Genomic DNA, 24,249 nt, shown 5'->3' on the forward strand with positions numbered 1-24,249 from the left:
CCAATCGCACCCTGCCGCCCGGCGCAGCCCCAAGTGGCCGGCCCGCGCCCCGGCGGCGAGCGCATGACGCCCCGTCAGCTCGGAGGCCGGCCGGTCAGTCGATCCCCAGCGGCCCGATGCCCAGGTCCTCGCGCATCAGCTGCCGCATCCGCGCCATGGCCGCGCGCCGCCGCTCGACCAGCGGCGCGTCGTCCGCCGAGCCGACCGCCACGCCCCGGGCGTAGGAGTCGCGGAGCGCCCGCAGGCAGTGGAACGCCTCGTTCCCGGCCTCCACCACCTGGGGCGGGCCCACCAGCCAGAGGCGCTCGCTCGCCGGGTAGACGCCCGAGCGGCGGACGGCCTCCCGCACCGCCGCGTCACGCGCCGACTCGGACAGGTGGTCGCCGAGGGCGACGGCCCGTACCTCCTCGCCGGCGGCCTTCAGCGCGGACACGTACTCGGTGTACGCCTCGCGCCGCACCTGCTGGCCGTGCCGGATCTCCTCCCGACGCCAGCGGCTGCGGTCGGCGAGCAGAGTGGCGGCGATACCGATTCCGGCACCGGTCAGGGTCGAGAGCAGGGGCATCCAGTCCATGGGGCACAGCCTTTCCAGTTGTCCAAAGCGGCACGCGCGCACCGGCGTTCGGGGTGGTGGCCCCTGCGGGCGGCCTAGGATCGGGGGATGCATCCCGCCGAGGCGCACGCACTGCCCGACCTGGCCGCCCTGGACCGCGAGGTCACCCACTGCGGGGCCTGCCCGCGGCTGGTCGCCTGGCGCGAGGAGGCCGCCCGGGTCAAGCGCCGCGCCTACCAGGACTGGGACTACTGGGCCCGTCCGATCCCCGGCTTCGGCCCGCCGGACGCCTCCTTGCTGCTGGTCGGTCTGGCCCCCGCCGCCCACGGCGCCAACCGCACCGGCCGGATCTTCACCGGCGACCCCTCCGGCGACGTCCTCTACCGCACCCTGTACGGCCTCGGCCTGGCCAACCGCCCGGAGTCCGTGGTGCACGGCGACGGCCTGGAGCTGTACGGGGTGCGGATCACCGACCCGGTGCGCTGCGCGCCGCCGGAGAACAAGCCGAGCACCGAGGAGCGCGACACCTGCCGCCCTTGGATCGCACGGGAGTTGGAGTTCCTGCGCCCCACCGTGCGCACCGTCGTCGCCCTCGGCGGCTTCGCCTGGCAGGCCGTCCTGCCCGCCCTCGCCGCCGCCGGCTGGCAGGTCCCGCGCCCACGCCCGAAGTTCGGCCACGGCGCCGTCGCCGTCCTCCCGGCCGCCGACGGCGGCCCGCCGCTGAAGCTCTTCGGCTGCTATCACGTCAGCCCGCGCAACACCTACACCGGCCGCCTCACCACCGCCATGCTCCGCGAGCTGCTCGCCGAGGCGGCCCGCTCCGCGGGGCTGGAGCCCGTGGAGCATCCGCCGGAGTAGCGTGGACGGTGGGTCCGCCGTATCGCCGTGCCGAGGTGACGGGCATGATCGTGCTGGACGTGGTGATCGCCGTGCTGCTGCTGGCCGCGGTGGTGGCGGGGCTCGGGGTCCGGGTGGTGCAGCAGTACCAGCGCGGGGTGGTGTTCCGGTTCGGGCGGGTGCGGGAGGAGATCCGGCAGCCGGGGCTGGCGCTGATCGTGCCGGTGGTGGACCGGATGAGGCGGGTCAACGTCCAGATCATCACCATGCCGATCCCGGCCCAGGAGGGCATCACCCGGGACAACGTGACGGTGCGGGTGGACGCCGTCGTCTACTTCAACGTGGTGGACCCGGTCCGGGCCTCGGTGAACGTGCAGGACTACGAGTTCGCCATCTCCCAGGTGGCGCAGACCTCGCTGCGCTCGATCATCGGCAAGAGCGAGCTGGACGACCTGCTGGCCAACCGGGAGCCGCTCAACCAGGGCCTCGCGCTGATGCTGGACAGCCCGGCCCTGGGCTGGGGCATCCAGATCGACCGGGTGGAGATCAAGGACGTGGCACTGCCCGAGTCGATGAAGCGTTCGATGTCCCGGCAGGCGGAGGCCGAACGGGAGCGGCGGGCCAGGATCATCACCGCCGACGGCGAGTACCAGGCCTCGGCCCGGCTCTCGGAGGCGGCCACCATCATGAGCCGGGCGCCGGCGGCGCTCCAACTGCGGCTGCTGCAGACCGTGGTGGAGGTGGCGGCAGAGAAGAACTCGACCCTGGTACTGCCCTTCCCGGTGGAGCTGCTGCGCTTCCTGGACGTGGCGACCAAGGAGAAGGAGACGGCGAGCGGCGGTGACCCGGTCGTGCCGGAGCCGCCCGCGCCGGAGTCGGTCGAGCGCGCGGTGGAGCAGCTCGAACTGCCGGATCCGGACGAGGTGCTGGGCCACCCCGCGGTCGGACCGGGCAGCGGTGGCGAGGGTCTGGAGGGCGGCCCAGGATGGGAGGGGACCCGAGGTCAGGAGGCCGGACGATGAGTATGGCGAGAGACATCATGCACACCGGCGCCGAGTGCGTCCGGGAGCACCAGACCCTGGCCGAGGCGGCCCGGATCATGAAGGAGCGGGACGTCGGCGCCCTGCCGATCTGCGGCGAGGACGAGAAGCTGCTCGGCATCCTCACCGACCGGGACATCGTGCTCAAGTGCGTCGCCGACGGGCGGGACCCGGGCTCCGTGACGGCCGGTGAACTCGCCCAGGGCAGGCCGATGGTGGTGGAGGCGGACGAGGACACCGAGCAGGTGCTGCGCGTGATGGAGCAGTACCGGGTGCGGCGGCTGCCGGTGATCAACCATCCGGAGCACAAGCTGGTCGGCATGATCAGCGAGGCCGACATCGCGCGCGGGATGCCGCAGGAGCGGGTGGCGGAGTTCGTCTCCGCGATCTGCGCCGAGGCGGACTGAGCGGTCCGCGGCGGAACAGGGGCGCCGGTCCGTGGCAGCGGACCGGCGCCCCTGGCGTGTGCGGGCCTGGCGGTGCCTCGGCCCGTGCGGGCCCGGCGGTGCCTCAGCCCGGGAAGGCGTAGACGGTGGTGGCGTGGGCGGCCACCGCCTCGGTGCCCTCGGCGGTCAGGGTGACGTCGAGGAAGGCCAGCCGGCGGCCGAGCTTGGTGATCCGGGCGTCCACCAGGACGTCGGCGCCGAGCACCGCGCGCTGGAAGGTGATGGACTGCTGGGCGGTGGTCATCGGGCCGAAGCCGCCGAGGGCGGCGGAGACCGCGATCACGCTGGCGGTGTCGGCGGCGGCCATCAGGGCCTGCCCGGAGAGCCCGCCGCCCTCCCGGGCCAGCTGGTCGGACCACGGCAGCCGGAGCACCGCGTGCCGCTCGCCCGTCTCGGCCACCGACAGGCCCAGGGCCTGCACCCAGGGCGCGAAGTTGTCGGCCAGGATCTTGTCCGCCTCGGCGGTGGTGATGGTCACCGGGTCATTGTGGCGTCCGGGAATGCCCGGACGCCAGGGACCGGACGGGGTGACGGGGCCTGACGCCCGGTCAGGCGGCCAGTGCCACGCCCGTGGTGGCTCCGGCGAGGGCGGCCCAGACCACCTCGGGGTGTCTGATGTCGCTGTGTGCGCCGGAGAACGGCGACTGGTCCTCCTTGATCACCTCGTCGCCGCGCAGCCGGTAGAAGTGCCCGGCCCGCAGCGGGTACGGCTGCCCGGCCGGCCGCAGGTCGAACTGCTCGGCGCCGCCCTGCTGGAAGCCGTCGTGGCCCATGCCGCCCCAGCGGTAGGTCAGGTCGGATGCGGCCTGGCCGTCCTCGTTGTTGAGCAGGGAGGCCGCCGGGTACCACCAGCCGACCGCCCGGTCGCCGAGCGAGAAGGTGGAGAGCAGCGGGCCGGCCACCCGGTCGAAGTAGGGGGCCAGGAAGCCGTTGTGGCCGGTGTCGACCGGGATCGGCGCGGCGAAGGAGAAGTGCGAGAAGGCTCCTTGGACCAGCAGCAGCGAGGCGACCGGGCTGCCGATGCCCTCCGGGAGGCCGGGCAGCGCGAAGGAGACCAGCCGGGCGCCGAAGCTGTGGCCGATCAGGTGGACGCGCAGCCCGCCGCGCGCTGCGGTCGCGTGCGCGCAGCTGCCGAGCAGCGGGCCGAGCCCGTCGCGGCCGACCACGCCCGCCCGGTTCTTCATCTCGTAGTAGCTGGCGGTGCGCAGCGCCTCCCGGGCGCCGTGCCAGAGCACCTTGAAGGGGTTGGGGAGCCCCTGGGCGTCGCCCGGTTCGCTGGAGAGACCGGCCAGCGCGCTGAACACCTCGCCGGTCGGCCGGTCCAGCACCGCCTGCTGCCCGCTGTCCTCCCCGGCCAGCGCGGGGGAGGTGACCAGGCCGCTGACCAGCTGGTGGCACCGGCTCAACTGCTCGGCGCTCTCCGGCTGTTGCTCCAGCAGTGCGGTGACGGCGGCGAGCTTGTCCTGTTCGGCCGGGGCGAAGGCGGGGCCGAGCGCGGCGGCCAGCTCGGCCGGGGTGGAGGGGTCGGAGGGGGTGTCGGGGGCGTCCTCGGGGAAGAGCAGCGAGGGCCAGTACACCCCGGCCACCCCCACCTTCCCCTGCCAGGACGGGGCGAACGCGGCCAGCTGGCGGGCCAGTTCGCCGAAGGTGTAGGCGTAGAGCGCCCTGGCTCCGGCGTCCGAGGTGTTCCAGCCGTGGGAGAAGACGAACAGCTCCCGCACTCCGCTGCCGGGCAGGTCGGCCACCAGGCCGTCGTCCGCCAGCAGTGTCCCGTCGCTGTCGAACCGCAGCTCCCAGTACGGGAGTCCGGCAATCGGTGCAGCCATCTGTGGTCAACTCCTCATCGCAGGTCGCTAGACGGCGGACATCACGCGCATCAGGTCGAGCAGGCCGTGGCCCTCCAGGTAGCGGTCGCGGCCGAGCGAGGTGGCGTTGGCGCAGAACAGCTCCTTGATCTCGCGCGGCCGGCCGATGAACTCCGACCGGACGGAGAGGAAGGCGGCGACCGCGCCGGAGACGTGCGGGGCGGCCATCGAGGTGCCGCTCAGCTCGGTGTAGACGGCGGTGCCCGAACTCCCTTCCGGCAGAAGACCGGTGAGGTCTCCGGTGAGCGATCCGGTGGCGCAGGAGGTGATCAGCTCGCCGGGGGCCAGCAGGTCGGGCTTGAGGCGGCCGTCCAGGGTGGGGCCCTTGGAGGAGTTGTAGGTGACGCCGTACTCGTGCGGGCGGTCGCGGTGGGTGGAGCCGACGGTGATCGCGCCGTCCGCGTTGCCCGGGTCGGTGATGGAGGCGAGCACGCCGCGGGCGTCGGTGCCGCCCTCGCCGGGCAGCCGGGTGCCGAAGCCGCCGTTGCCCGCGCTCACCACGACCACCACCCCGCTGGCGGCCAGCAGGTTGACCTCCCGGCAGACCGGGCTCTGGCCGCAGGCGTACTCGCTGGCGTCCCAGGGGCAGCCCAGGCTGAGGTTCACCCCGTGCACCACCAGCATCCGGCCGCCGGTGTTCACCTTCTCGCGCAGGTAGTAGAGCGCCTCGATCACCGCGCTGGACGAGGTCACCAGCGAACTCCCGCGCTGCGCCAGGACCTTGAGGCTGACCAGGCGGGTCCTGGGGGCGATGCCGCGCAGCGTCCGGCCCTCGGTGAGCTCCCGGGTCTTGCGGACGGGCAGGCCGCCGATCTGTTCCAGGTGGGTGATCAGCGGGACGGTGCCGCCGGGCAGCGCCCCGGCGATGATGCCGGCCACGTGGGTGCCGTGGCCCTCGGGGTCGGCGAGCGGCCGGTCCAGCCCGCCGACCGGGTCCTCGCCGGGCACCAGGGCGGTGAAGTCCCGGTGCAGGGCGGCGGCTTGGCCGCCCAGGGTGCCGCCGGCGAAGTGCGGGTGGTGCTCGTCGATGCCGCTGTCCATCACCGCCCAGACCACGCCCTCGCCGCTGGCCCCGTAGCAGCGGGCCACGGCGTCGGCCTTGATGGTGGAGACCGAGCGGTCGATGTGCGCCTCCAGCGTGTAGTCCGGCCAGACCCGGAAGACGGTGGGGCGGCCGGACTCGCGGTCGCGGCGCAGCAGGCGCTGGATCTCCTCGGGGCTGAGCAGGCAGCGCAGGTAGCTGGCGGCGATCCGGACCGGCACCCGCTCGGTGGAGAACAGCTCGGCGTAGAGCTCGACGAAGGCCGTCCTGGTCACCTCGGTGTCCGCGTCCCGGGTGAGGTCCACCTCGACCAGCACCGGGCTGCGGTCGCCCGCCATGACCGGCACCACGTGCTCGCGGGTGGAGGAGGGGGTGGAGGGCTGGAGCATCGGGCCGACCTGACTCCGGGACGGGTCCGTCCGCATCCCGACCACCTCCCGAGGCGGCACGACGACACCCCCTCGCTCCACCATGCGCCCGGCCGCCGGGGCTGTCATCCGGGCTCGGTGCGGAGCGCCTCCCGCAGCAGTTCGGCCAGGTGGACGGCGCGGCGGCCGTCGGCGAGTTGGGCGATCTGGGTGCGGCAGCTGAAGCCGTCGGCCAGCACCACCGTCTGCGGGTCGGCGGCCCGGACGGCGGGGAGCAGGACGCGTTCGGCGGCCGCGGTGGAGACCTCGAAGTGGCCGCGCTCGAAGCCGAAGTTCCCGGCCAGTCCGCAGCAGCCCGAGTCGAGCACCTCGTTGTGCAGGCCGAGCCGGGCGTCCAGGCGGCGGTCGGCGGCGGTGCCCAGCACGGCGTGCTGGTGGCAGTGGGTCTGGGTGATCGCGCGCACGCCGTCCAGGCGGGGCAGCTCGACCTCGTCCAGGTCGAGGAACTCGGCCAGGGTGTGCACCCGGCCCGGGACGTCCCCGGCGGCCGGGCCGAGCAGCCGGGGCAGCTCCTCGCGGAGCGCCGCGGTGCAGCTCGGGTCCAGTCCGACGATCGGCAGATCGGGCGGCAGGGCGCGCAGGCTGCGGCGCAACACGGCCCGGGCGACGCCGAGTTGGCCGGTGGAGTACCAGGTGAGCCCGCAGCAGACCGGGCCGTCGGGGAGCCGGACGGCGTAGCCGAGGTGCTCCAGCACCTCGACGGCGGCCCGGGCCGGGGCCGGGTCCAGGTGGTTGGTGAAGGTGTCCGGCCAGAGCAGCACGGGGGTGCCGGCGGCCGGGGGCCGGGCGCGGTGCCAGCGCTCGAAGGTCTGCTCGGCGAGCGGTGGGAGCGTCCGGCGCGGTTCGATCCCGCCGATCCGCTTGAGCAGGGCCGCCGCGCGGGAGCGGAACAGGCGGTTGACCAGCCGCGGCGCCACCGCGGCCCGAAGGGTCAGCGGCAGCCAGCCCATCGCGTAGTGCGAGCGCGGGCGCAGCCGGCGGCGGTGGTGCTGGTGCAGGAACTCGGCGCGGTAGGTGGCCATGTCCACGTGCACCGGGCAGTCGCTCGCGCAGCCCTTGCAGCCCAGGCAGAGGTCCAGTGCCTCGCGGACCTCCTCGGAGCGCCAGCCGTCGGTGATCAGCGACTCGCCGGGCAGCAGCTCGCCCCGGAGCATCTCGGCCAGCAGCCGGGCCCGGCCCCGGGTGGAGTGCCGCTCCTCCTCGGTGGCCATGTAGCTCGGGCACATCACCCCCGTGCCGGTGTCCACGCACTTGCCGACCCCGACGCAGCGGTGCACGGCCCTGAGCAGGCTGCCGCCGTCCCGCTCGTACGGCAGCGCCAGCGGCAGCAGGTCCCGCCCGGGGAAGCGCAGGTCGGCGTCGAGCGGGCGCGGGTCGACCAGGGCGCCCGGGTTGAGCAGGCCGGCCGGGTCCCAGATCCGCTTGAAGGCGCCGAACAGGGCGATCACCTCCGGCGGGTACATCCGGGGCAGCAGCTCGGCCCGGGCCTGGCCGTCGCCGTGCTCGCCGGAGAGCGAGCCGCCGTGCGCGACCACCAGGTCGGCCGCCTCGGTCATGAACTCCCGGTACTCGGGCAGGTGTTGAGGATCCGTCAGCGGGAAGTCCAGTCGCAGGTGGATGCAGCCCTCGCCGAAGTGCCCGTACGGGACGCCGCGCAGGCCGTGCCGGGCCAGCAGGGCCCGCAGCCCGCGCAGGTAGTCGCCGAGCCGCTCCACCGGCACGGCCGAGTCCTCCCACCCGGGCCAGGCCTCGCCGCCGGAGGGCGTGCGGGTGACGATCCCGGCGCCGGCCTCCCGGACGGCCCAGAGCTGGCGCTGCTCGCCCGGGTCGGTGACCACGGCCACGCTCGCCCGGCGCTCGCGGCGGACGGCCCCGGCGAGCTCCCGGGCGGCGGCCAGGGCCTCGGCGGGGGTGGCGCCGCCGGTCTCCAGGAAGAGCCAGCAGCTGCCCTCCGGCAGGCGGTCCAGCGCGGGCGGGCGGGGGCCGGCGGCGAGCAGCGCCTCGACCAGGTCGGCCGCCATCCCCTCGGCGGTCAGCGGGCGCAGCGGCAGCAGCGCGGGCACCGCGTCGGCGGCGGCCGTCTCGTCCGGGTAGCCGGCCACCACCAGGGCGGTGGCGGCGGGGGCCTCGACCAGCTCGACCGTGGCGCCCAGCAGCAGTGCGCAGGTGCCCTCGGTGCCGGTCAGCGCCCGGGCCAGGTCGTGGCCGCGCTCGGGCAGCAGGGCGTCCAGCGGGTACCCGGAGCCGCGGCGGGGCAGGGTCGGCATCCCCTGCCGCAGCACGGCCAGGTGGGAGTCCGTCAGCTCCTGGAGCGCGCGGTGCAGTTCGCCCTCGCGGCCCGGGCGCCCGCGCAGCCGGGCGCGTTCGGCGGGGGTGAGCGGGCCGGTGACGGTCAGTTCGGTGGAGTCGGACAGCAGCAGGTCGAGGGAGCGCAGGTTGTCGGAGGTGCGGCCCCAGGCGAGGGAGTGCGAGCCGCAGGAGTCGTTGCCGATCATCCCGCCGAGGGTGCAGCGGCTGTGCGTGGACGGGTCCGGCCCGAAGCGCAGCCCGTACGGGCGGGCGGCGGCCTGCAGGGTGTCCAGCACGGTGCCCGGCTCGACGGTGGCGGTGCGGGCCTGCGGGTCGATCTCCAGCACCCGGCCGAGGTGGCGGCGGAAGTCCAGCACCACCGCGCCCGGGCCGATCGCCTGGCCGCCGATGCTGGTGCCCGCCCCGCGCGGCACCAGGGGCACCCCGTGCTCCCGGCAGAGCGCGAGGGCCGCGCGGACGTCGTCCAGGTCGGCGGGCTTGACCACGCCCAGCGGCGGGTGACGGTAGTTGGAGGCGTCGTGGCCGTAGACGGCCCGCTCGGCGGTGGAGAAGCGGACCTCGCCGCGGAGCTCTCGGCGCAGGGCACGGGCCAGATCGGCAGTCGGCATGCGCCCGATCATCCCAGCTACCGCCAGACCCCGGTGGGAGGTGACGCCATGTCATGTGGCACTGTGTGGGGGCATGAGCGATCTTGAGGAGAACCCTTACATCGCAGGGCTGCCCTACGGCCAGGACCTGCCCGTGCCCGACGCCGCCTCCTGGGAGATCTTTCCGCTGGCCGGCGAGCTGACCGTCAAGCGCCTGGAGCGCCCCGTGCTCCCCGAGCCGCCCCGGCACGGCGAGGACGGCCCGGAGAGCTGCGACGAGTGCAAGCGGCCCGACGAGTCCTTCCTGTGGACGGACGAGCACTGGCGGCTGACCGCGATGCGCGAGCCGGGGGCCCTGCCCGCCACCCTGCTGCTCTTCCCCCGTGCCCACCACGACCTGGCCGACCTGCCGCTGGAGCGCTCGGCCGAGATCGGCCCGCTGCTCCAGCGGATCGAGCGGGCGGTCAAGGAGATCGGCGGGATCGGCCGGGTGCACGTGAACCGCTGGGGCGACGGCGCCGCCCACCTCCACCTGTGGCTGCTGGCCCGGCCCGAGGGCATGCTCCAGCTGCGCGGCAGCTTCCTGCCGCTCTGGGACGAGGTGCTCCCGCCGGTCGGCTCCGAGCTCTGGGCCGCGCACAACAAGGTGATCGCCGCCGCGATGGCGAAGGACGGCGGCACCGCGCACGTCTGATCCGCCCGCCGGGCGCCGCTGACCGGCCGTCAGCGGCGCCCGGACACCGCCGTGCGGGCGATCTGGCCCAGCTTGGCCACCTCGAAGGCCGGGTAGGCGCCGTTCGCCAGCAGGGAGAACTTGACGCCCTCGCGCCCGCCCGGGCGGCGGTAGCCCTCCGGCAGGTACCTGCGGTAGGCCTCGGCGGCGCGCTGGAAGAACTGCGGGCGCTCGGCCCGGTCCACGCAGCCGGCCAGGTCGAAGACGAACAGCAGGTGCCGCACCATCCGGGTGAACAGGTGTGCGCGGAACGGCTCCAACTCCGGCTGGTCGTCCAGGAGTTCGAAGCCGTGCTGGTACTGCTCGAACAGGTCGAAGTGGCTGCTGCCCGGCGAGCCGGTCGGGTGCACCGTCTGCCGGCGGCGGATCCGCACGCACTCCCGGTCCAGCACCGCGACCCGACGGGCCGTCAGCATCGCCCGGTGCACCACCGGGACCTCCTCGTAGGCGCCGTCCGGGAAGGGCGGCACCAGCCCCCGCCGGAGCAGCCGGTCCCAGGCCAGCGGCGGTGCGCCCAGCAGCTCCGGGTGGTCCAGCGGGGAGAACACCTCCCGCCCGGTCGCGGCCCCGGCGGCCGCCAGCTCCGCCAGCAGCCCGGCCGAGCCGCCGGGCCAGACCCGGCCGCCGTGCTCGCGGGTGTGGCCGAACAGCAGCACGTCCACCGGCCCGGTCTCGGTCAGCCGCTCCGCCATCACGCCGAGCGCGTCGGGGTCGAGCAGGTGGTCGCTGTCCAGGAAGAGCAGGTACTCGCCGAGCGCACGGGCCGCCCCCGCGTTCCGGGCCCGGCCGATGCCGACCGCCGCGTTCAGCCGGAGCATCCGCACGCGCGGGTCGCGCAGCTCGTACGCGGCCGCCACGCGCTCGGGGGAGTCCGGGGAGCGGTCCACGACGAGGAGCACCTCGAAGTCGCGCAGGGTCTGCGCGAGGAGGGAGTCCAGGCAGTCCGTCAGCTGGTGCTGCCGGTCGTAGACGGGGAGCACCACGGAGATCAGCGGGTTGTGCATGGCCGGGAGGCTAGGTGTGCGTACACGGCCAGGCAAAGGTCGGAAAAGCCGCATAGCGGCTGATCATCGGGCAGAGCCGGAGCAACGTGCCCAGGATCTTCACCTCGCCCGCACGGAATGCCGCAGGGCGGTCACCCTCTGTTCGGGTGACCGCCCTGCGGGTGGGCTGACCTGGGATCAGTACCAGTTGTGGGACTGCCAGAAGCTCCAGGCGGCGCACGGGCTGCCGTAGCGCTCGTTCATGTAGGACAGGCCCCACTTGATCTGGGTGGCGGCGTTGGTGCGCCAGTCCGCGCCGGCCGAGGCCATCTTGGAGCCGGGCAGCGCCTGGACCAGGCCGTACGCGCCGGAGGAGGCGTTGGTGGCGGTGACGTTCCAGCCGCTCTCGCGCTCGACGATGTTGGAGAAGCACTGGAGCTGGCCGGCCGGGACGATCTGCGCGGCGATCTGCTTCGGCGAGCCGGCCGGGGCGGCCAGCGCGCTGCGCTGCTGGCTGCGGGAGGCGGCCTCGGCGTCGGACTTGGCCTTCGCGTCGGCGGCGGCCTTGGCATCGGCCGCGGCCTTCGCGTCGGCCTTCGCCTTGGCGTCGGCGGCGGCCTTGGCGTCGGCGTCCGCCTTGGCCTTGGCATCGGCGGCGGCCTTGGCGTCGGCGTCCGCCTTGGCCTGGGCGTCGGCGGCCGCCTGGGCCTCCTGGGCGGCCTTGGCGTCGGCCGCGGCCTTGGCGTCCGCGTCGGCCTTGGCCTGCGCCTGGGCGGAGGCCTCGGCGAGCGCCTTGGCGTCGGCCTCGGCGGTGCGCTGGGCCTCGGCGGCGGAGCTCGCGGCGGCGGCCGACACGGAGGCGGCGGCCTGCGGGGCGGCCTGGGCGTTGGTGGTGTCCTGCGGCAGCGCCAGCGCGAGGGTGGCGGAGCCCGCCACGGCGAGGGTGGCGACACCGGTGATGATGGCGTTGCGGCGGTTCTTGGGGAGCGGGAACTGCATGGAGGGGACGACCTCTTCCGTCGGGCGGCCGCACCGGGCACGCGGGTACCGCAGAACCTGTTCGGGGGAACAGTCCGCGTGCCGTGCGTCGGCGGCCAGGGCGCTCCGGGTGAGCCGGGGCTGGCGGGGGAGGGCGGGACCGGGCCTGCTGGACCGACCGCGCTGCCTTGTGGACCTGGCCATTCTTGGCAGACCGTTCCGACGGAGGCAAAGACCGCCGAAACGACTCCCGGTAGTAGATGCGGCGACGGGCGCGGCCGCCGTCGGACGGCCCGCAAAGCCATGCCCGGGCCGCCCCGGACCTCCGATCCCGACCCCCGGCACCCCCGGGACCAGCACGGTTCCCGGCCCCGGACGGGTCCTGGGGGCGGGTCAGGGCGGGATAAGGGGGCTTACCCCGTGTTTATCTCCTACGCAGGGCAGTAGACCCGTCGGAGCGTGTGGGCGGCCTCACAGGTTTGGCGCCCCGAGGTCGGCGCAGCGTGGCCGGCCGCTCACGCACCCGGGGCCGCCGCGAGGGCGGACCCGCTGCCGGGGCGCGATCGGCCACCTTCCATACTGGGGCCCGTGATCTTCCTGCTGATCGTGCCGCTGGTCCTCGGTCTCTACGCGCTGGTGCACTGGTACCTGTGGCGCCGGTTGGTCCGCGACGTCTCCGCGCCGGGCGGACGCTGGCGCCGGACCGGCACGGTGGCGGCGGTGGCACTGCCGCTGCTCGGGCTCGGGGCGCTGGTCGGCGGCCGGGCCCTGCCGCTGAGCGCGGAGCGGTGGGTGGCCTGGCCCGGGTACATGTGGCTGGCGACGCTGATCTACCTGATGCTGGCGCTGTTCGCGGGCGAGGTGGTCCGGGCGGTCTGGCTCCGGCTGCCGGCCCGTGCGGCGACGCCCGCCGACGCGGCCCGGTGGACGCCGCAGGAGCCCGGCGAGGACGGGCCGGGGTCGGGCGCGGAGGTGCCGGAGCCCGTCACCGCCGAGGAGAAGAAGGAGGAGACGGCCGGGGATCCGTCGCGGCGGCTGTTCGTGGCCCGCACGGTGGCGATCGGCGCGGCCGGGGTGGCCGCGGCCGTGGTCGGCACCGGGACGTACGGGGTGTTGAACGGGCCGAGCCTGAAGAAGGTGACCGTGCCGCTGGCCAAGCTGCCCCGGCGGGCGCACGGCTACCGGATCGCGGTGGTCAGTGACATCCACCTCGGCCCGATCCTGGGCCGCTCGCACACCCGGCGGATCGTCGACACGATCAACGGCGTCCAGCCCGACCTGATCGCGATCGTCGGCGACCTGGTCGACGGCACCGTGCCCGAACTCGGCCCGGCCGCACTGCCGTTGGCCGATCTGCGGGCCAAGGACGGCGCGTACTTCGTCACCGGCAACCACGAGTACTTCTCCGGCGCGCGCCCCTGGGTCGAGTTCGTCCGCTCGCTGGGCGTGCGGCCGCTCGAGAACTCCCGCACCGAACTGCCCTGGTTCGACCTGGCCGGGGTGAACGACCTCGCGGGCGAGAGCGAGGGCGAGGGCCCGGACTTCGTCCGCGCGCTCGGCGACCGCGACCCTTCGCGGGCGGCGGTCCTGATGGCCCATCAGCCGGTGAACATCCACGACGCGGTCCGCCACGGCGTGGACCTCCAACTCTCCGGCCACACCCACGGCGGCCAACTCTGGCCCGGCAACTACCTCGCGGAGCTGGCCAATCCGACCGTGGCCGGGCTGGAGCGCTACGGCGACACCCAGCTCTACGTCACCCGTGGCGCGGGCGCCTGGGGCCCGCCGGTCCGGGTCGGCGCCCCCTCCGACATCACCGTCCTCACCCTCGCCTCGCTCCAGGCCTGACCGCCCGGGGGCCTCCCGGGGCGGTGAACGAGGGAGAACTTCGGGGCCAACAGAGCGTCGATGCGGTCGGCAAGTCCCAAGTGCACACGTAGCGTTGGGGAGCGCACCGGGACGGGTCCGTGGCGCCCTGGGGAGGCGACGCGGATGTCAGTGCAGCGGGTGGGCTGCGAGGCGGAAGCCGTGACGGTCCGCCGTGCCACGGTGCAGACCGACCGGGACGTGAACGGGCGGTACCGCTGGTCGCTGAAGGCGCCGAACGGGCGGATCGTCGCGATCTCGGCCCCGGTCTACGAGACGGCCGTCCGGGCCTTCCAGGGCTTCGAACAACTCTGTTCGGACTCCGGGGACCTGGTGGCCCGGATCACCCACGTGCAGGGCGGCATCGGCTGGACCTGGGCGGTGCCCGGCCCGGACGGCGTCCCGTCCGCCTGCTCCCAGCGGGCCTACGAGCGCTACGCGACCTGCCAGAACGCGTTCCGCCGGGTGCGGCTCCTGCTGAACCAACCGGAGCTCATCCAACGCGTCGGCCCGCACGGTTAGCCCTCCCGCAGGCCCCCGCCCGCCGTGCCGCTCGCCCGCCGTGCTGGTCGCTCGCCGTGCTGCTGGCGCGGCCGGGGGCCGCTCAGCGCCAGGCGGCGGTACTGCCCGCCCGGCGGCGGACCTGGGCCGGGACGGCGCCGGGGGCGGGGGCGACGGCGGGGCGGGGAGCGACGAGGTGGCCGGCGGCCGGAGGGCTGCCGACGGCGGCCTCGGCGGCCCGGGCCAGCTCGCGGCGGTCGGTGCCGGACACCGGTGGGTGGAAGGTGAGTTCGGCCACCAGGCCGCGGGCCGCCAGCACCCGGCGGATCGAGGGCAGCAGCTCGTCGTCGCCGACGAAGGCGGCCGCGGTGCTCGGCGCGCCGTCGGCGAGGAGGTAGCGGATCGTCACCGGCTGGACCGGCACCCCGGCGTCGAGGGCGGCTTGGAAGGCGGCCCGGCGGAAGGTCCCGCCGGCCCGGCCGCACCAGGTGCTTCCCTCCGGGAAGACCCCGACCGCCCGGCCGGCCCGCAGTGCGTCCGCGATCTGCCCGACCGTCTCCGGGAGGCGGCGGATGCGGTCGCGGTCGACGAAGATCGTGCTGCCCCGGGTGGTCAGCGGCCCGAGCAGCGGCCAGCTCCCGACCTCGGTCTTGGCCACCATCGGGCCGGGCCGGACGGTGCCGAAGAGCACGATGTCCAGCCAGGAGACGTGGTTGGCCACCAGCAGGACGCCGCCCGGCTGCGGGGCGGCACCGGTGACGCGCAGCCGCACCCCGAGCGCGCCGACGACGGTGCGGGTCCACCGGCGCAGCAGCGCGTCCCGCAGGGCGGGCACCCGCCCCCAGCCGGGTACGAACCGCGCCGCCAGCACGCCCGCCAGCAGCGCGGCGGCGGCCGCCGCCCCGCGCGCGGTGCGGCGCGGGGCGGACACGGTCGGGCCCGGATCGGTCAGACAGCTCTCGGGCGTGCAGGGAGAGGTGGGAAGCCAGACCGACACGGTGTCAGTCCGAGGTGGTGGAGGCGGCGGGCGCGGCGGGGGCCTGCGGGGCGGCGCCGGCGGAGAGGAAGTGCCGCAGGTAGCGCGGGTCGGTCCGCTCCAGCGAGAGCAGCACGTACAGGTCGGCGGTGTTGAAGTCCGGGTCGTGGGCGGGCTCGCCGCAGACCCAGGCGCCGAGACGGAGGTAACCGCGCAGCAGCGGCGGGATGTTGGTGCGCTCGGGGCGGAGCACGCCGGTCGGGTCCCAGCGGCGGATCGGGGTCACCCGGTACTCCTCCGGGGAGAGGTGGCGAGCCGTCATGGCGTCCCAGACCCCGGCGGCGGTGGCGCCGCCGTCGGCCAGCGGGACGGAGCAGCAGCCGGCCACCCAGGTGTTGCCGGTGTCGACCAGGTAGCGGGCGATGCCGCCCCACATGAGGTTGATCACGGCGCCGTTGTCGCGGTGCCGGATGTCGATGCAGGAGCGGCCGACCTCGACCATGTCCGTGCGGATCCCGGCCAGCCTGCGGAGGTCGAACTCGGTCTCGGAGTACAGGCGTCCGGCCTTCGCGGCCTGCTCCGGGCGGAGCAGGCGGTAGGTGCCGACGACCTCGCCGGTCTCGTTCTCGCGCACCAGCAGGTGGTCGCAGAACTCGTCGAACGGGTCGATGTCCAGGCCGGGCTCGGGGGTGTCGAGGACGGCTCCCATGCCGTTGGCGAACACGTCGTGCCGCAGCCGCTGGGCGGCCCGGACGTCCGCCTCGTCGGTGGCGAGGGAGACCGAGTAGGCCGGGGCGGCGCCGTTGCGCGGGGTGGGCAGCTTGGCGGCCGGTGAGGTGGCGGTGGCAATGGCCATGGCAGGCTCTCCAGGGGCGTGGGTTGGAGCGCGAGATCGTGTTGCCCCTATGTCTCTCCAGACCGGTTGGCGTTCGTATGACGAACCGGGGGAGTTGAGATGTGCACCTGTTGAATGCCGGACCCTTATCGGACCTTTATCCCCGACGGTCAGTGCGGCCGGGTCCCGAGCGGGGCCGTTCCCTGCGTCGCGAGTGCGTGGGCGAGGCCCAACAGTTCGTCCACGCCCGCGCGTTCGGCCCTCCGGCGGGCCGGTGGCGGGGTCGGGCGCGCGGCGAGTGCGGCGAGTGCGGCGGCCTCGGCGGGGGAGAGGGCGGCCGGAGGACGCTCGAGGAGCGCGCCGGGGTGGTGGAGGTCGTGGACCAGGGTGACCCACTCCGGGGACGGGCGCCGCCGGGAGGGCTCGGCGGTGGGACGTCCGGCGGCCGCGACGTACCGGCCGTCGGGCGAGACCGCGACCACCTTGAGCTGGAGGTCGGTGGCCAACTGGACCGGGACGGGCACCGGCTCCAGCGCGTACGGGTCGAAGAAGTGCACCCGCCCCTCGCCCGGCGCGTAGCCGCCGACCACCCCCCAGGCCGGGACGGCGAACAGGTTGTGCAGCAGCGGCCCGGGCAGCCAGGCCGTCAGCCGCAGCACCGTGCCGTCCGGCTCCCAGCGCCCGAGGCCGCCCCGGGCACCCGAGGTGATCAGCGCGTCCGGCCCGGCGAAGGCCAGGTCCAGCAGCTCGCCGAGCTCGGCCGGCACCGAGGCGGTGGCCAGCGCGGCCCGCAGCCGGGAGTCCACCGCGACCAGCCGGGACCCGTCCGAGACCACCAGCCGCCGCCCGCTGGGCTCCACCGCCAGCAGATCGCCCCGGGTCAGGCCCCAGGGCCGCAGGTCCACCGGCCGCGCCGCGTCCCGGCCCTCCTGGACCAGCGCCCCCGGCGCCAGCCGGAGCCCCGAGACCTGCCCGTCGCGGGTCGGCACGGTACGGGCCCCGGCCATCGCCGGGCCGGTGCCCAGCACCGCCGTCGCACCCTCCGGGCCGCGCCGCACCAGTTCGAAGACCCCCGCCGCCTCCGGGCCGGGCAGGGCCGGCCGCCAGGCGGCCACCACCTCCTCCGGGCCGAGGCAGGCGATGGCCGAATGGCCGATGGCACCCTGATGGAGCGTCAGGCTGCTGCCCCGCTCCAGGTCGAGCACCCGTACCGACTCCTGCTGCGCCGCCGAGTCGATCGCGGCCACGGCCAGGGCGGGGCGGCCGTGCGCGAAGGCCAGGTAGTCGGCGCTGAACAGGTCGAACTCGGCGGGCAGCCGGACCGGCACCGAGGCCGCCTCGGCGGCCACCAGGTCGGCCGTCCGGCGGATGCTCAACCCGGCCAGTCTGCGGGCGAGTTCGAGCTCGGCCGGGTGGTCCGGCTGCCAGCGGCGCAGCGGGAGGCGGCGGGCCAGGCGGGCGGCGTCGGCGACCGGCACCGACCGGGCCAGCGCCCAGAGGCCGGGCCAGTCCCGCTGCCGGGCCAGACGGTCGGCGAGGGCGGCCAGGGCGGCCGGGTCCTCGTGGGGCCGGGTGCGTGGTTCGGGGTGGCCGGCGCGCCAGCCGTGCACCGCGAGTGAGGGCGGCGGCGAGGGGTGGCGGTCGGGGGCGGCGCCGACCGCCGGGGTCGCCGGGGTGTGCCGCTCCCCGGGCCCGGTCGCCCGGTCCTCGCCGTGCCCGTGCACGTCTTCCCCGTGGACGTCCGCCCCGGGCCGGTCCTGTCCGGCTCCGTCCTGTCCGGCGCCGCCCTCCCCGGGACCGCCCGCGGCGGCGAACAGGCGCTGTCGGGACGGCCGTTCGGGAGCGGGCCGGTCCGAGGTGTCCGGGGCGGCGTCCTCCTCCACCCACTCCTGGCGCAGGTGGCCCCCGGACGGGCCCTGCGGGGTGGCGGGAGCCTGCGCGGGGTCGGCGGTGCGGGGGAGGGGGACGGCGGTGGCGGCGGGGCCGGGCGCGGCGAACGAGCGGCCCGGGGCGGCCGGGTGGGGCACGCGCGGGGCGGTGTTCCTCGGCTCCGGCTCGGGCGGCAGCCCGGCGGCCCGCAGCACGTCGTTCTGGCCGTGCAGGGCGCCGAGCAGCGAACGCCGGTGCACGGCGGGCGCGCGCTCCGCCAACTGCCGCCAGACGCCCACCGCTTCGGCGCCGACGGACACCGCCTCCGGGTGGCGCCCCTCCTCGGTGAGGCTGTTGCGCAGCTTGCCGAGCGCGGCCGCGAAGGCGGCGGTGTGCCGCTCCGGGTCGGTGGCCGCCAGCCAGCGGTGCACCGCCACGCCCTCCTCGGCCGCCGCCACCGCCTCGCCCCGCCGCCCGGCCCGCGCCAGGTCGTGCCGCAGCCGCAGCAGCGCGGCCGCCAGCGCAGGACGGTGCGCGGCCGGGTCCTCGGCGGCCAACTCCCTCCAGAGCCCGACCGCTTCGCGGGCCGGGTCCAGCTCGTCCGTCTCGTCGACCCCGCGCAGCGAGAGCGCACCGGCGGCCGACAGTGCGGTGGCCAGCCCGGCCCGGTGGCCCGGGTGCCGCCGCGCCAGTTCGCGGTAGCGGTGCACCGCCGCCCACCCGGCCCGGTGCGCCTCGCCCCAGCGGCCCGCCCGCTCCAGCAGTGCGCTGTGCGCGACCAGCGCGGCGGCCAGCCCCGGCCCGTGCCGGGCCGGATCGGCCGAGGCCAGCGCCGAGCGCACCTCGACGGCCCGCTCCTGGGCGGCCAGCGCCTCCGCTCCGTGCCCGGCCCGGTCCAGCAGCACGGAGAGTGCGCCGAGGGCCTCACCCAGGACGGCCCGGTGCTCGGCGGGCTCGCCCGCAGCCAGCGCGGTGAGCAGCTCCACCGCCCGCCGCCCGGCGGTGGCTGCCTCCTCATTCCGTCCCAACTCGGCCAGCGAAGAGGCCAGTTCGCGGAGCACGGCGGCGTGCTCGGCCGGTTCGGGGTGCTGCGCCAACCGGTGGCCGGCGAGCTTGACCAGCAGGGCTGCCCGGCCCGGTCGCAGGTCCGGAGGAGGATCGGCGGGCAGGGTGGCGAGCACCCGCTCCAGCAACTCGTGATCGATCCCCGGGAGTTCGGTGAGGGCCAGCAGGACGGGCGTGCCGCCGGCGGTGGCCAGGGACGGATCGGCGGAGAGCAGCGGGTGCAGCAGCTGCGGCAGGACATGGGGCCAGCGGGCGGCGGTGAGCGCGAGTTGGAGCACGGCGGCGCCGGCGGCGGGGTCCGTCCCGTCCCCTCGGGTGCCCGCGCTGCTGACGGTGCGGCCGCCGGGGCCACCGGGGTCGCCGTGGACGCCCTGACCGGTCCGGGGGCTGCTCTCCGCACCGGGGCCGACCCCGTACCCGTACCCGGAGCCGGAACGGCCGGCCGCCCCGAGGCCGAGCACGACGGCGGCGTCACCGGCGGCCCACGGCTGCGCCGGGTACCCGACGGCGTGGCCCGGGAGGGTGAGGGCGAGGAAGTCCTCGGCGAGGGTGGCGGGCCGCAACGGCGCCAGCTCGCGGCCCGGTTCGGAGGGCGGGTAGCAGAGCGCATGGTCGGCGAGCACCGCCGAGACGGGGTGGTCCAGGCCGAGCGCGCCGAGCAGCTCGGCCGCCTGGTCGGAGGCCCGGGGGCCGCCCAGGGCGGCGGCGAAGACGGCCCTGCTCATCACCCACGGCGGAGTGCTGAACCTGCCCGCCGCCGGTCTGCGGTGCAGCAGCGCCCAGTGCGCCTGCTCGCGGTCGAGCAGCCGCACGGTGAGCGCGGCGCGGTCGACAGCGGTCGCCTCGACGACCGAAGGCTCCGCGGTCTCGGCGGGCTGCGCGGCGTCGAGGACGCTGTCCAGGGCGGAGAGCAGCACGGTGAGCGCCAGGCCGAACTCCGGATGGCCCAAGTCCCGTTCCCGCAGCGGCTGTCCGACCCCGTACTGGGCGGCGAAGGCGGCCACCGCCGCCCGGTGCAGCGCGCGCCGGGCCTCCGGCCCCAGCGGGCCGAGCGCCTGGGAGTCCGTGACGGTCGGCTGCTCGGAGGCGGCCTCCAGCGGGTACCGCAGTCCGTCGCCGCGGGCCAGCAGCAGCACCCTGGTCGGCACCCCGGGCACGGGCGGCACCGCCGAGGCCAGCAGCCGGGCGAGCTCGGAGACCGGCCGCCGGTCCGCCTGCTCGACCAGCACCAGCAGGCCGGCGGCCCGTTCGTCCGGGGCCGTACCGCCCGGGCCGGCCGGACGCCCCGGCCCGCCGCCGCCCTCCGGCCCGTCGACGCTGACCACCTGCCAGCCCGACTGCCGCTGCTCCTCGGCGAGTTGGTCGGCCAGTCGGGTCTTGCCCTGACCGCCCGGGCCGTGCAGCCACCGCACCGCGTGCGGACGGTCCTGCGCGCACCAGACCCGCAACGACACCAACTCCGGCTCCCGGCCGGTGAACCCGACCACCGCGAACCGGGCGTCCAGCAGCCTGCTCGGCTGCTCCACCAACCACCCGGAGTCCAGCGGCGGCGGCGACTGCCAGGCCGGCGGAAGGTACCGCCCCGCGGCATCGGCCGCGCCGGTTCCGACACTGGTGCCCCACGACTCAGCCAGCATGGACAACCCCGATCAGCTGCGCCCTCCCCGGGGCCCACCCCACCCGCTCGGTCGGGGACCATGCTGCCACCAAGGACACGGATGTGACAGGTGATTGACCTGTTTCCGGAGGAACCCCGTGCGCTCCGCGCCCGGGGGCGCCGGTCCGTCAGCTGTCGAAGCCCAGGCCGAGGCGGTCCAGCGTGCGCAGCCAGACGTTGCGGTGTCCGGCGTTGGCGTCGGCCCGGGTCAGTGACCACTGGGTGACCCCGATGCCGGCCGAGCGGATCGGCTCGGGCGGGAAGGGCAGCGGCTTGCGGCGCACCATCGACAGCTCGGTCCGCTCGGTGCGGTGCCCGGCCAGCAGGTCGAGCATCACCTCCGCGCCGAAGCGGGTGGCGCCCACGCCGAGGCCGGTGTAGCCGGCGGTGTAGGCGACCTTGCCCTGGTGCGAGAGGTCGAAGAAGGCGCTGAACCGGGTGCAGGTGTCGATGGCCCCGCCCCAGGCGTGGCTGAACCGGACGCCCTCCAGCTGCGGGAAGGTCTCGAAGAAGTGCCGCGCCAGGGTGGCGAAGGTCTCCGGCCGCTGGTCCCGCTCGGCCCGCACCCGGCTGCGGTACTGGTGGACGACGTCGTACCCGCCCCAGAGGATGCGGTTGTCCGCGGAGAGCCGGACGTAGTGGAAGTGGTTGGAGCTGTCGGCGAAGCCCTGCCGGTTGCGCCAGCCGACCGAGGCGAGCTGGTCCTCCGTCAGCGGTTCGGTCATCAGCGCGTAGTCGTAGACCGGGACGGTGTACGGCCGGTGACGGCGCAGCAGGGAGGGGAAGGCGTTGGTGGCCAGCGCCACCCGCCGGGCCGCGACCCGGCCGTACGGGGTGCGCACCACGACGCCGGGGCCCGACTCGGCCAGCCCGGTGGCCCGGGTGTGCTCGTGCAGCCGCACGCCCAGCTGGAGGCAGGCCCGGCGCAGGCCCCAGGCGAGCTTGGCCGGGTTCACCATGGCGACGCCCTCGCGGTCCCAGAGGCCGCCCAGGAAGGTGGGGGAGTCGATCTCGGCGCGCACCTGATCGCGGTCCAGCGGCGTGAGGCGGCTGCCGTAACGCTCCGCCAGCTCGGCGAACTCGCGCAGCCCGTCGAGCTGGTAGGGCTCGGTGGCGACCACGATCGAGCCGGAGCGCTCCCAGTCGCAGTCGATGGCGTAGCGCTCGAGGGTGTCCTCCATGCCCTGGAGGTTGCGGGCACCGAGGCGCTCGAGGGTGGCGAGCTCGTCGGGCCAGCGCTGGTGGCCGTTGCCCAGTCCGTGGGTGAGGCTGGCCTCGCAGAAGCCGCCGTTGCGCCCGGACGCGGCCCAGCCGGTCTCCTGGGCCTCGATCAGCATCACGTCCAGGGAGGGGTCGCGCTCCTTGGCGATGAGCGCCGTCCACAGGCCGGCGTAGCCGCCGCCGACCACCAGCAGGTCGCACCGGGTGTCGCCGACCAGTGCCGAGGCGGCCGAGGGCCGGCCCGGGTCGTCCAGCCAGAACGGAACGGGCTTCGCGTCTTCCAGCGCGCGGACGGCGTCGGCCATGGCGGGGGCCTCCTACGGGTACGGAGGAGTGGGGGCTCCTCGTCGGACCGCCATCAGAACCCCGGCCCGACTTTAAGGTCAACCGTGTTGACATAAGCGCCGAGGCCCCGGCCACCGGGGGAGGGTGGTGACGGGGGCTCAGCGCGGGCGGGGGCGTGCTCAGCGCGGGGGCAGTGCCCGGCCCGCCGTGCTCAGCGCGCGGTACAGCCGGTCGAGGTAGTGGTGCAGCTGCTCCACCATGTCCACCGAGGCGGGGGCCAGCACCCACTGGAGCTGGAGGCCGTCCATGACCGCCAGCAGCTGCCGGGCCTCGGCGGTGCAGTCGGTGTCGCCCCGCAGCTCGCCGCTCTCCACACCGCGCCGCAGCGAGCCGCCGGCCTCCTCGACCAGGGTGCGGTAGCGCCGGGCGAAGAAGGCGTGCGCCGGGTGGTCGGGGTCGCCCGACTCGCCGACCAGGGCGTTGAACATCCTTGTGCGGCCCGGCCGTTGGGCGTTGTGGGCGGTCAGGTCGAGCAGTCGGTGGAACCATTCGGCGACGCTCTCGCACTCCTCGGTGAAGAACCGCACGGCGTCGTTCTCGTCGCTGGCCTCCAGGACCGAGACCAGCAGCGCCTCCTTGGTGCGGAAGTGGTGCAGGAGCCCGCCCTGGGTGATGCCGACCTCCTTGGCGATCCGGGTCAGCGAGGTGGCGTGGAAACCCCACTGGGCGAAGTGCTCGACCGCGGCGTCCAGGATGCGGGTCCGCCGCTCGTCCCCCACCGCGTAGCTGCCGCGCGGCCCGCGCCGGCCTGTGGCTCCACCCTTGACGTCCATGTCCGCCACCTTAGTCACGGCCCCTCCGGCGGGCTCCGTGGTGTGACCTGGGCCACATGCTGAAAACCTATTGGGTGCTCGGTTTTCATGGTTCCCTTTGGGCACCCCAGCGAACGATGCCCCGAGGCGCCGTCGGCCCCCCACCCCAGCCGACCCGCGCCGTCGCCGTGCTGCTCCCCTCTCCGCTCCGCTGACAGTCCTTCGCCCCCACCTCGGAAGGCCCCACCATGAGATCCGGTCACCGCCAACTCGCCGCCGCTGCATGCGCGTTCCTGCTGGCTTCCGCTGCCGCCCCCACCGGCGCCTCGGCCGCCCCCGCCCCCGCCGCCCCGGCCCGCCCGCTCGCCGGCCTGCGGGTCCTGCTCACCAACGACGACTCCATGCAGGCCGCCAAGCCGGGCAACGCGGACGGCCTCGGCCTCTACGAACTGCGGCGCGCCCTGTGCGCGGCCGGAGCCGACGTGGTGGTGATCGCCCCCTGGCAGGTCCAGTCCGGCCGGGGCACCGCCGTCACCAACGGCGGGGTGGTCACCCTCGCCCACCGCACCCAACTCCCCGCCGGCTACCAGTCCGACTGCTCCGGCACCCCGTCCGGATCGCCCGTCCACGGCCTCTGCCTCGGCGCGGCCCCCTGCGGACCGGCGAGCGCGAGCGCCACCCCCGCCGACACGGTCAAGTTCGCCCTCCGGGCCGGCCTCGCCGACCTGGCCGGCTGGACCGACGGCCCCGACCTGGTGGCCACCGGCATCAACTCGGGCCCCAACGTCAGTGCCCAGGTCAACGACTCCGGCACCGTCGGCGCCGCCCTCGCCGCCGTGGAGCTCGGCGTCCCCGCCGTCGCGTTCTCCACCGCCGGCGACGCCGACAACCTCACCTTCCCCCTGGCCAACTACCGTGCCACCGCCGACTACGGCGCCCGCCTGATCGCCGCCCTGCGCCAACGCTCCCTGCTGAGCAGCCACTTCGCCCTCAAGGTCGACCACCCCGACGTCACGGCCGGCCGGCCCGTCGGTGCCCCGCGCCTCACCACCGTCGGCGAGGGCCGGGTGGTCTGGCACGCCTACCAAGCTCGTGACTCCGACTCCGCCAGCTACGACATCACCTACGGCCGCTGCTCCGACCTCCCCGGCGACCCCTGCACCGAGACCCGCCCCGACGCCGACTCCACCGCCCTCCTGCGCGACAACCGCGTCTCCCTGACGCCCGTCACCCCGGACCGCACCCTCTCCGCGCACCTGACCGCCACCCAGGACCTCCTGCGCCTGCGCCACTTCGTGGACCGCCAGGCCCCGCGGCCTTGACCCGCCCCTCGCCGCCGCGGGCGTGCCCGGGAAGCCGG

19 protein-coding genes are annotated in these 24,249 nt (G+C 75.4%); 7 read left to right on the forward strand and 12 right to left on the reverse strand.

Features of this window, described 5'->3' with window-relative positions; translation table 11 throughout:
• Positions 1 to 94 precede the first annotated feature (94 nt).
• Complete coding sequence (locus ACWCYY_RS06565; protein WP_449795313.1) at positions 95 to 574, reverse strand: hypothetical protein; 480 nt, start codon at positions 572 to 574, stop codon at positions 95 to 97.
• A gap of 87 nt (positions 575 to 661) precedes the next feature.
• On the opposite strand from ACWCYY_RS06565, the gene ACWCYY_RS06570 reads away from it, so the two are divergent.
• Genes ACWCYY_RS06570 through ACWCYY_RS06580 form a run of 3 tightly spaced genes read left to right on the forward strand, consistent with a single transcriptional unit; the run spans position 662 to position 2,837 of the window.
• Positions 662 to 1,411 carry a uracil-DNA glycosylase gene (locus ACWCYY_RS06570; RefSeq protein ID WP_449795314.1) on the forward strand — a complete coding sequence of 250 codons (750 nt, stop codon included), beginning with the start codon at positions 662 to 664 and terminating at the stop codon, positions 1,409 to 1,411.
• 44 nt (positions 1,412 to 1,455) lie between these two features.
• On the forward strand, positions 1,456 to 2,412 hold the full coding sequence (locus ACWCYY_RS06575; RefSeq protein ID WP_449795315.1) for a slipin family protein: 957 nt from the start codon (positions 1,456 to 1,458) through the stop codon (positions 2,410 to 2,412).
• Positions 2,409 to 2,837 carry a CBS domain-containing protein gene (locus tag ACWCYY_RS06580; protein ID WP_380148630.1) on the forward strand — a complete coding sequence of 143 codons (429 nt, stop codon included), beginning with the start codon at positions 2,409 to 2,411 and terminating at the stop codon, positions 2,835 to 2,837. The genes ACWCYY_RS06575 and ACWCYY_RS06580 overlap by 4 nt, the downstream gene beginning before the upstream one ends.
• Before the next feature lie 103 nt (positions 2,838 to 2,940).
• Here ACWCYY_RS06580 and ACWCYY_RS06585 read toward each other — a convergent pair whose 3' ends face one another.
• From ACWCYY_RS06585 to ACWCYY_RS06600, 4 genes are all read right to left on the reverse strand, one after another.
• Positions 2,941 to 3,354 carry a PaaI family thioesterase gene (locus ACWCYY_RS06585; protein WP_380148632.1) on the reverse strand — a complete coding sequence of 138 codons (414 nt, stop codon included), beginning with the start codon at positions 3,352 to 3,354 and terminating at the stop codon, positions 2,941 to 2,943.
• A 70-nt stretch (positions 3,355 to 3,424) separates the two neighbouring features.
• Positions 3,425 to 4,702 carry a serine-threonine protein kinase gene (locus ACWCYY_RS06590; protein WP_449795316.1) on the reverse strand — a complete coding sequence of 426 codons (1,278 nt, stop codon included), beginning with the start codon at positions 4,700 to 4,702 and terminating at the stop codon, positions 3,425 to 3,427.
• A gap of 27 nt (positions 4,703 to 4,729) precedes the next feature.
• Entirely contained in the window at positions 4,730 to 6,208 is a 1,479-nt protein-coding gene (locus ACWCYY_RS06595) for a S8 family serine peptidase (protein WP_449795317.1), read from the reverse strand.
• A 68-nt stretch (positions 6,209 to 6,276) separates the two neighbouring features.
• A complete protein-coding gene (locus ACWCYY_RS06600) occupies positions 6,277 to 9,129 on the reverse strand; it encodes an FAD-binding and (Fe-S)-binding domain-containing protein (protein ID WP_449795318.1) in 2,853 nt (950 codons plus the stop codon).
• A gap of 73 nt (positions 9,130 to 9,202) precedes the next feature.
• Between ACWCYY_RS06600 and ACWCYY_RS06605 the strand changes: the two genes are divergently transcribed.
• Positions 9,203 to 9,802, forward strand: a complete 600-nt coding sequence (locus tag ACWCYY_RS06605; protein ID WP_380148639.1) for a hypothetical protein — start codon at positions 9,203 to 9,205, stop codon at positions 9,800 to 9,802.
• Positions 9,803 to 9,831: 29 nt separating this feature from the next.
• Here the strand turns inward: ACWCYY_RS06605 and ACWCYY_RS06610 are convergent, their stop codons facing one another.
• Positions 9,832 to 10,845: a glycosyltransferase family 2 protein gene (locus ACWCYY_RS06610; RefSeq protein WP_380148640.1), complete on the reverse strand. Its 1,014-nt coding sequence runs from the start codon at positions 10,843 to 10,845 to the stop codon at positions 9,832 to 9,834.
• A 177-nt stretch (positions 10,846 to 11,022) separates the two neighbouring features.
• Entirely contained in the window at positions 11,023 to 11,823 is an 801-nt protein-coding gene (locus ACWCYY_RS06615; RefSeq protein ID WP_449795319.1) for an aggregation-promoting factor C-terminal-like domain-containing protein, read from the reverse strand.
• 558 nt (positions 11,824 to 12,381) lie between these two features.
• Here ACWCYY_RS06615 and ACWCYY_RS06620 point away from each other — a divergent pair.
• Positions 12,382 to 13,650, forward strand: a complete 1,269-nt coding sequence (locus tag ACWCYY_RS06620) for a metallophosphoesterase (protein ID WP_380148690.1) — start codon at positions 12,382 to 12,384, stop codon at positions 13,648 to 13,650.
• Positions 13,651 to 13,794: 144 nt separating this feature from the next.
• The gene (locus ACWCYY_RS06625; protein ID WP_380148644.1) at positions 13,795 to 14,190 is read left to right on the forward strand and encodes a DUF1508 domain-containing protein; all 396 of its coding nucleotides are present in this window, start codon (positions 13,795 to 13,797) and stop codon (positions 14,188 to 14,190) included.
• An 82-nt stretch (positions 14,191 to 14,272) separates the two neighbouring features.
• Here ACWCYY_RS06625 and ACWCYY_RS06630 read toward each other — a convergent pair whose 3' ends face one another.
• From ACWCYY_RS06630 to ACWCYY_RS06650, 5 genes are all read right to left on the reverse strand, one after another.
• Positions 14,273 to 15,166: a lysophospholipid acyltransferase family protein gene (locus ACWCYY_RS06630; RefSeq protein ID WP_449795320.1), complete on the reverse strand. Its 894-nt coding sequence runs from the start codon at positions 15,164 to 15,166 to the stop codon at positions 14,273 to 14,275.
• Between the two features lie 4 nt (positions 15,167 to 15,170).
• Entirely contained in the window at positions 15,171 to 16,001 is an 831-nt protein-coding gene (locus ACWCYY_RS06635; protein WP_449795321.1) for a GNAT family N-acetyltransferase, read from the reverse strand.
• 149 nt (positions 16,002 to 16,150) lie between these two features.
• Positions 16,151 to 20,551, reverse strand: coding sequence for a hypothetical protein (locus tag ACWCYY_RS06640; RefSeq protein WP_449795322.1), 4,401 nt, complete (start codon positions 20,549 to 20,551; stop codon positions 16,151 to 16,153).
• A gap of 148 nt (positions 20,552 to 20,699) precedes the next feature.
• Positions 20,700 to 22,097 carry an NAD(P)/FAD-dependent oxidoreductase gene (locus tag ACWCYY_RS06645; protein WP_380148657.1) on the reverse strand — a complete coding sequence of 466 codons (1,398 nt, stop codon included), beginning with the start codon at positions 22,095 to 22,097 and terminating at the stop codon, positions 20,700 to 20,702.
• A gap of 159 nt (positions 22,098 to 22,256) precedes the next feature.
• Positions 22,257 to 22,910: a TetR/AcrR family transcriptional regulator gene (locus ACWCYY_RS06650; RefSeq protein WP_449795323.1), complete on the reverse strand. Its 654-nt coding sequence runs from the start codon at positions 22,908 to 22,910 to the stop codon at positions 22,257 to 22,259.
• A gap of 227 nt (positions 22,911 to 23,137) precedes the next feature.
• Here ACWCYY_RS06650 and surE point away from each other — a divergent pair, with 227 nt between their 5' ends.
• Positions 23,138 to 24,211, forward strand: coding sequence for a 5'/3'-nucleotidase SurE (surE, locus tag ACWCYY_RS06655; protein WP_449795324.1), 1,074 nt, complete (start codon positions 23,138 to 23,140; stop codon positions 24,209 to 24,211).
• Positions 24,212 to 24,249: the final 38 nt, after the last annotated feature.

The organism is Kitasatospora sp. NPDC001664 (assembly GCF_053596675.1).

Bases quoted from the DNA above. Each gene is read 5' to 3' on its own strand.
- ACWCYY_RS06565 (WP_449795313.1), bottom strand. From the start codon at position 574: ATGGACTGGATGCCCCTGCTCTCGACCCTGACCGGTGCCGGAATCGGT.
- ACWCYY_RS06570 (WP_449795314.1), top strand. From the start codon at position 662: ATGCATCCCGCCGAGGCGCACGCACTGCCCGACCTGGCCGCCCTGGAC.
- ACWCYY_RS06575 (WP_449795315.1), top strand. From the start codon at position 1,456: ATGATCGTGCTGGACGTGGTGATCGCCGTGCTGCTGCTGGCCGCGGTG.
- ACWCYY_RS06580 (WP_380148630.1), top strand. From the start codon at position 2,409: ATGAGTATGGCGAGAGACATCATGCACACCGGCGCCGAGTGCGTCCGG.
- ACWCYY_RS06590 (WP_449795316.1), bottom strand. From the start codon at position 4,702: ATGGCTGCACCGATTGCCGGACTCCCGTACTGGGAGCTGCGGTTCGAC.
- ACWCYY_RS06595 (WP_449795317.1), bottom strand. From the start codon at position 6,208: ATGCGGACGGACCCGTCCCGGAGTCAGGTCGGCCCGATGCTCCAGCCC.
- ACWCYY_RS06600 (WP_449795318.1), bottom strand. From the start codon at position 9,129: ATGCCGACTGCCGATCTGGCCCGTGCCCTGCGCCGAGAGCTCCGCGGC.
- ACWCYY_RS06605 (WP_380148639.1), top strand. From the start codon at position 9,203: ATGAGCGATCTTGAGGAGAACCCTTACATCGCAGGGCTGCCCTACGGC.
- ACWCYY_RS06610 (WP_380148640.1), bottom strand. From the start codon at position 10,845: ATGCACAACCCGCTGATCTCCGTGGTGCTCCCCGTCTACGACCGGCAG.
- ACWCYY_RS06615 (WP_449795319.1), bottom strand. From the start codon at position 11,823: ATGCAGTTCCCGCTCCCCAAGAACCGCCGCAACGCCATCATCACCGGT.
- ACWCYY_RS06625 (WP_380148644.1), top strand. From the start codon at position 13,795: ATGTCAGTGCAGCGGGTGGGCTGCGAGGCGGAAGCCGTGACGGTCCGC.
- ACWCYY_RS06635 (WP_449795321.1), bottom strand. From the start codon at position 16,001: ATGGCCATTGCCACCGCCACCTCACCGGCCGCCAAGCTGCCCACCCCG.
- ACWCYY_RS06640 (WP_449795322.1), bottom strand. From the start codon at position 20,551: ATGCTGGCTGAGTCGTGGGGCACCAGTGTCGGAACCGGCGCGGCCGAT.
- ACWCYY_RS06645 (WP_380148657.1), bottom strand. From the start codon at position 22,097: ATGGCCGACGCCGTCCGCGCGCTGGAAGACGCGAAGCCCGTTCCGTTC.
- ACWCYY_RS06650 (WP_449795323.1), bottom strand. From the start codon at position 22,910: ATGGACGTCAAGGGTGGAGCCACAGGCCGGCGCGGGCCGCGCGGCAGC.
- surE (WP_449795324.1), top strand. From the start codon at position 23,138: ATGAGATCCGGTCACCGCCAACTCGCCGCCGCTGCATGCGCGTTCCTG.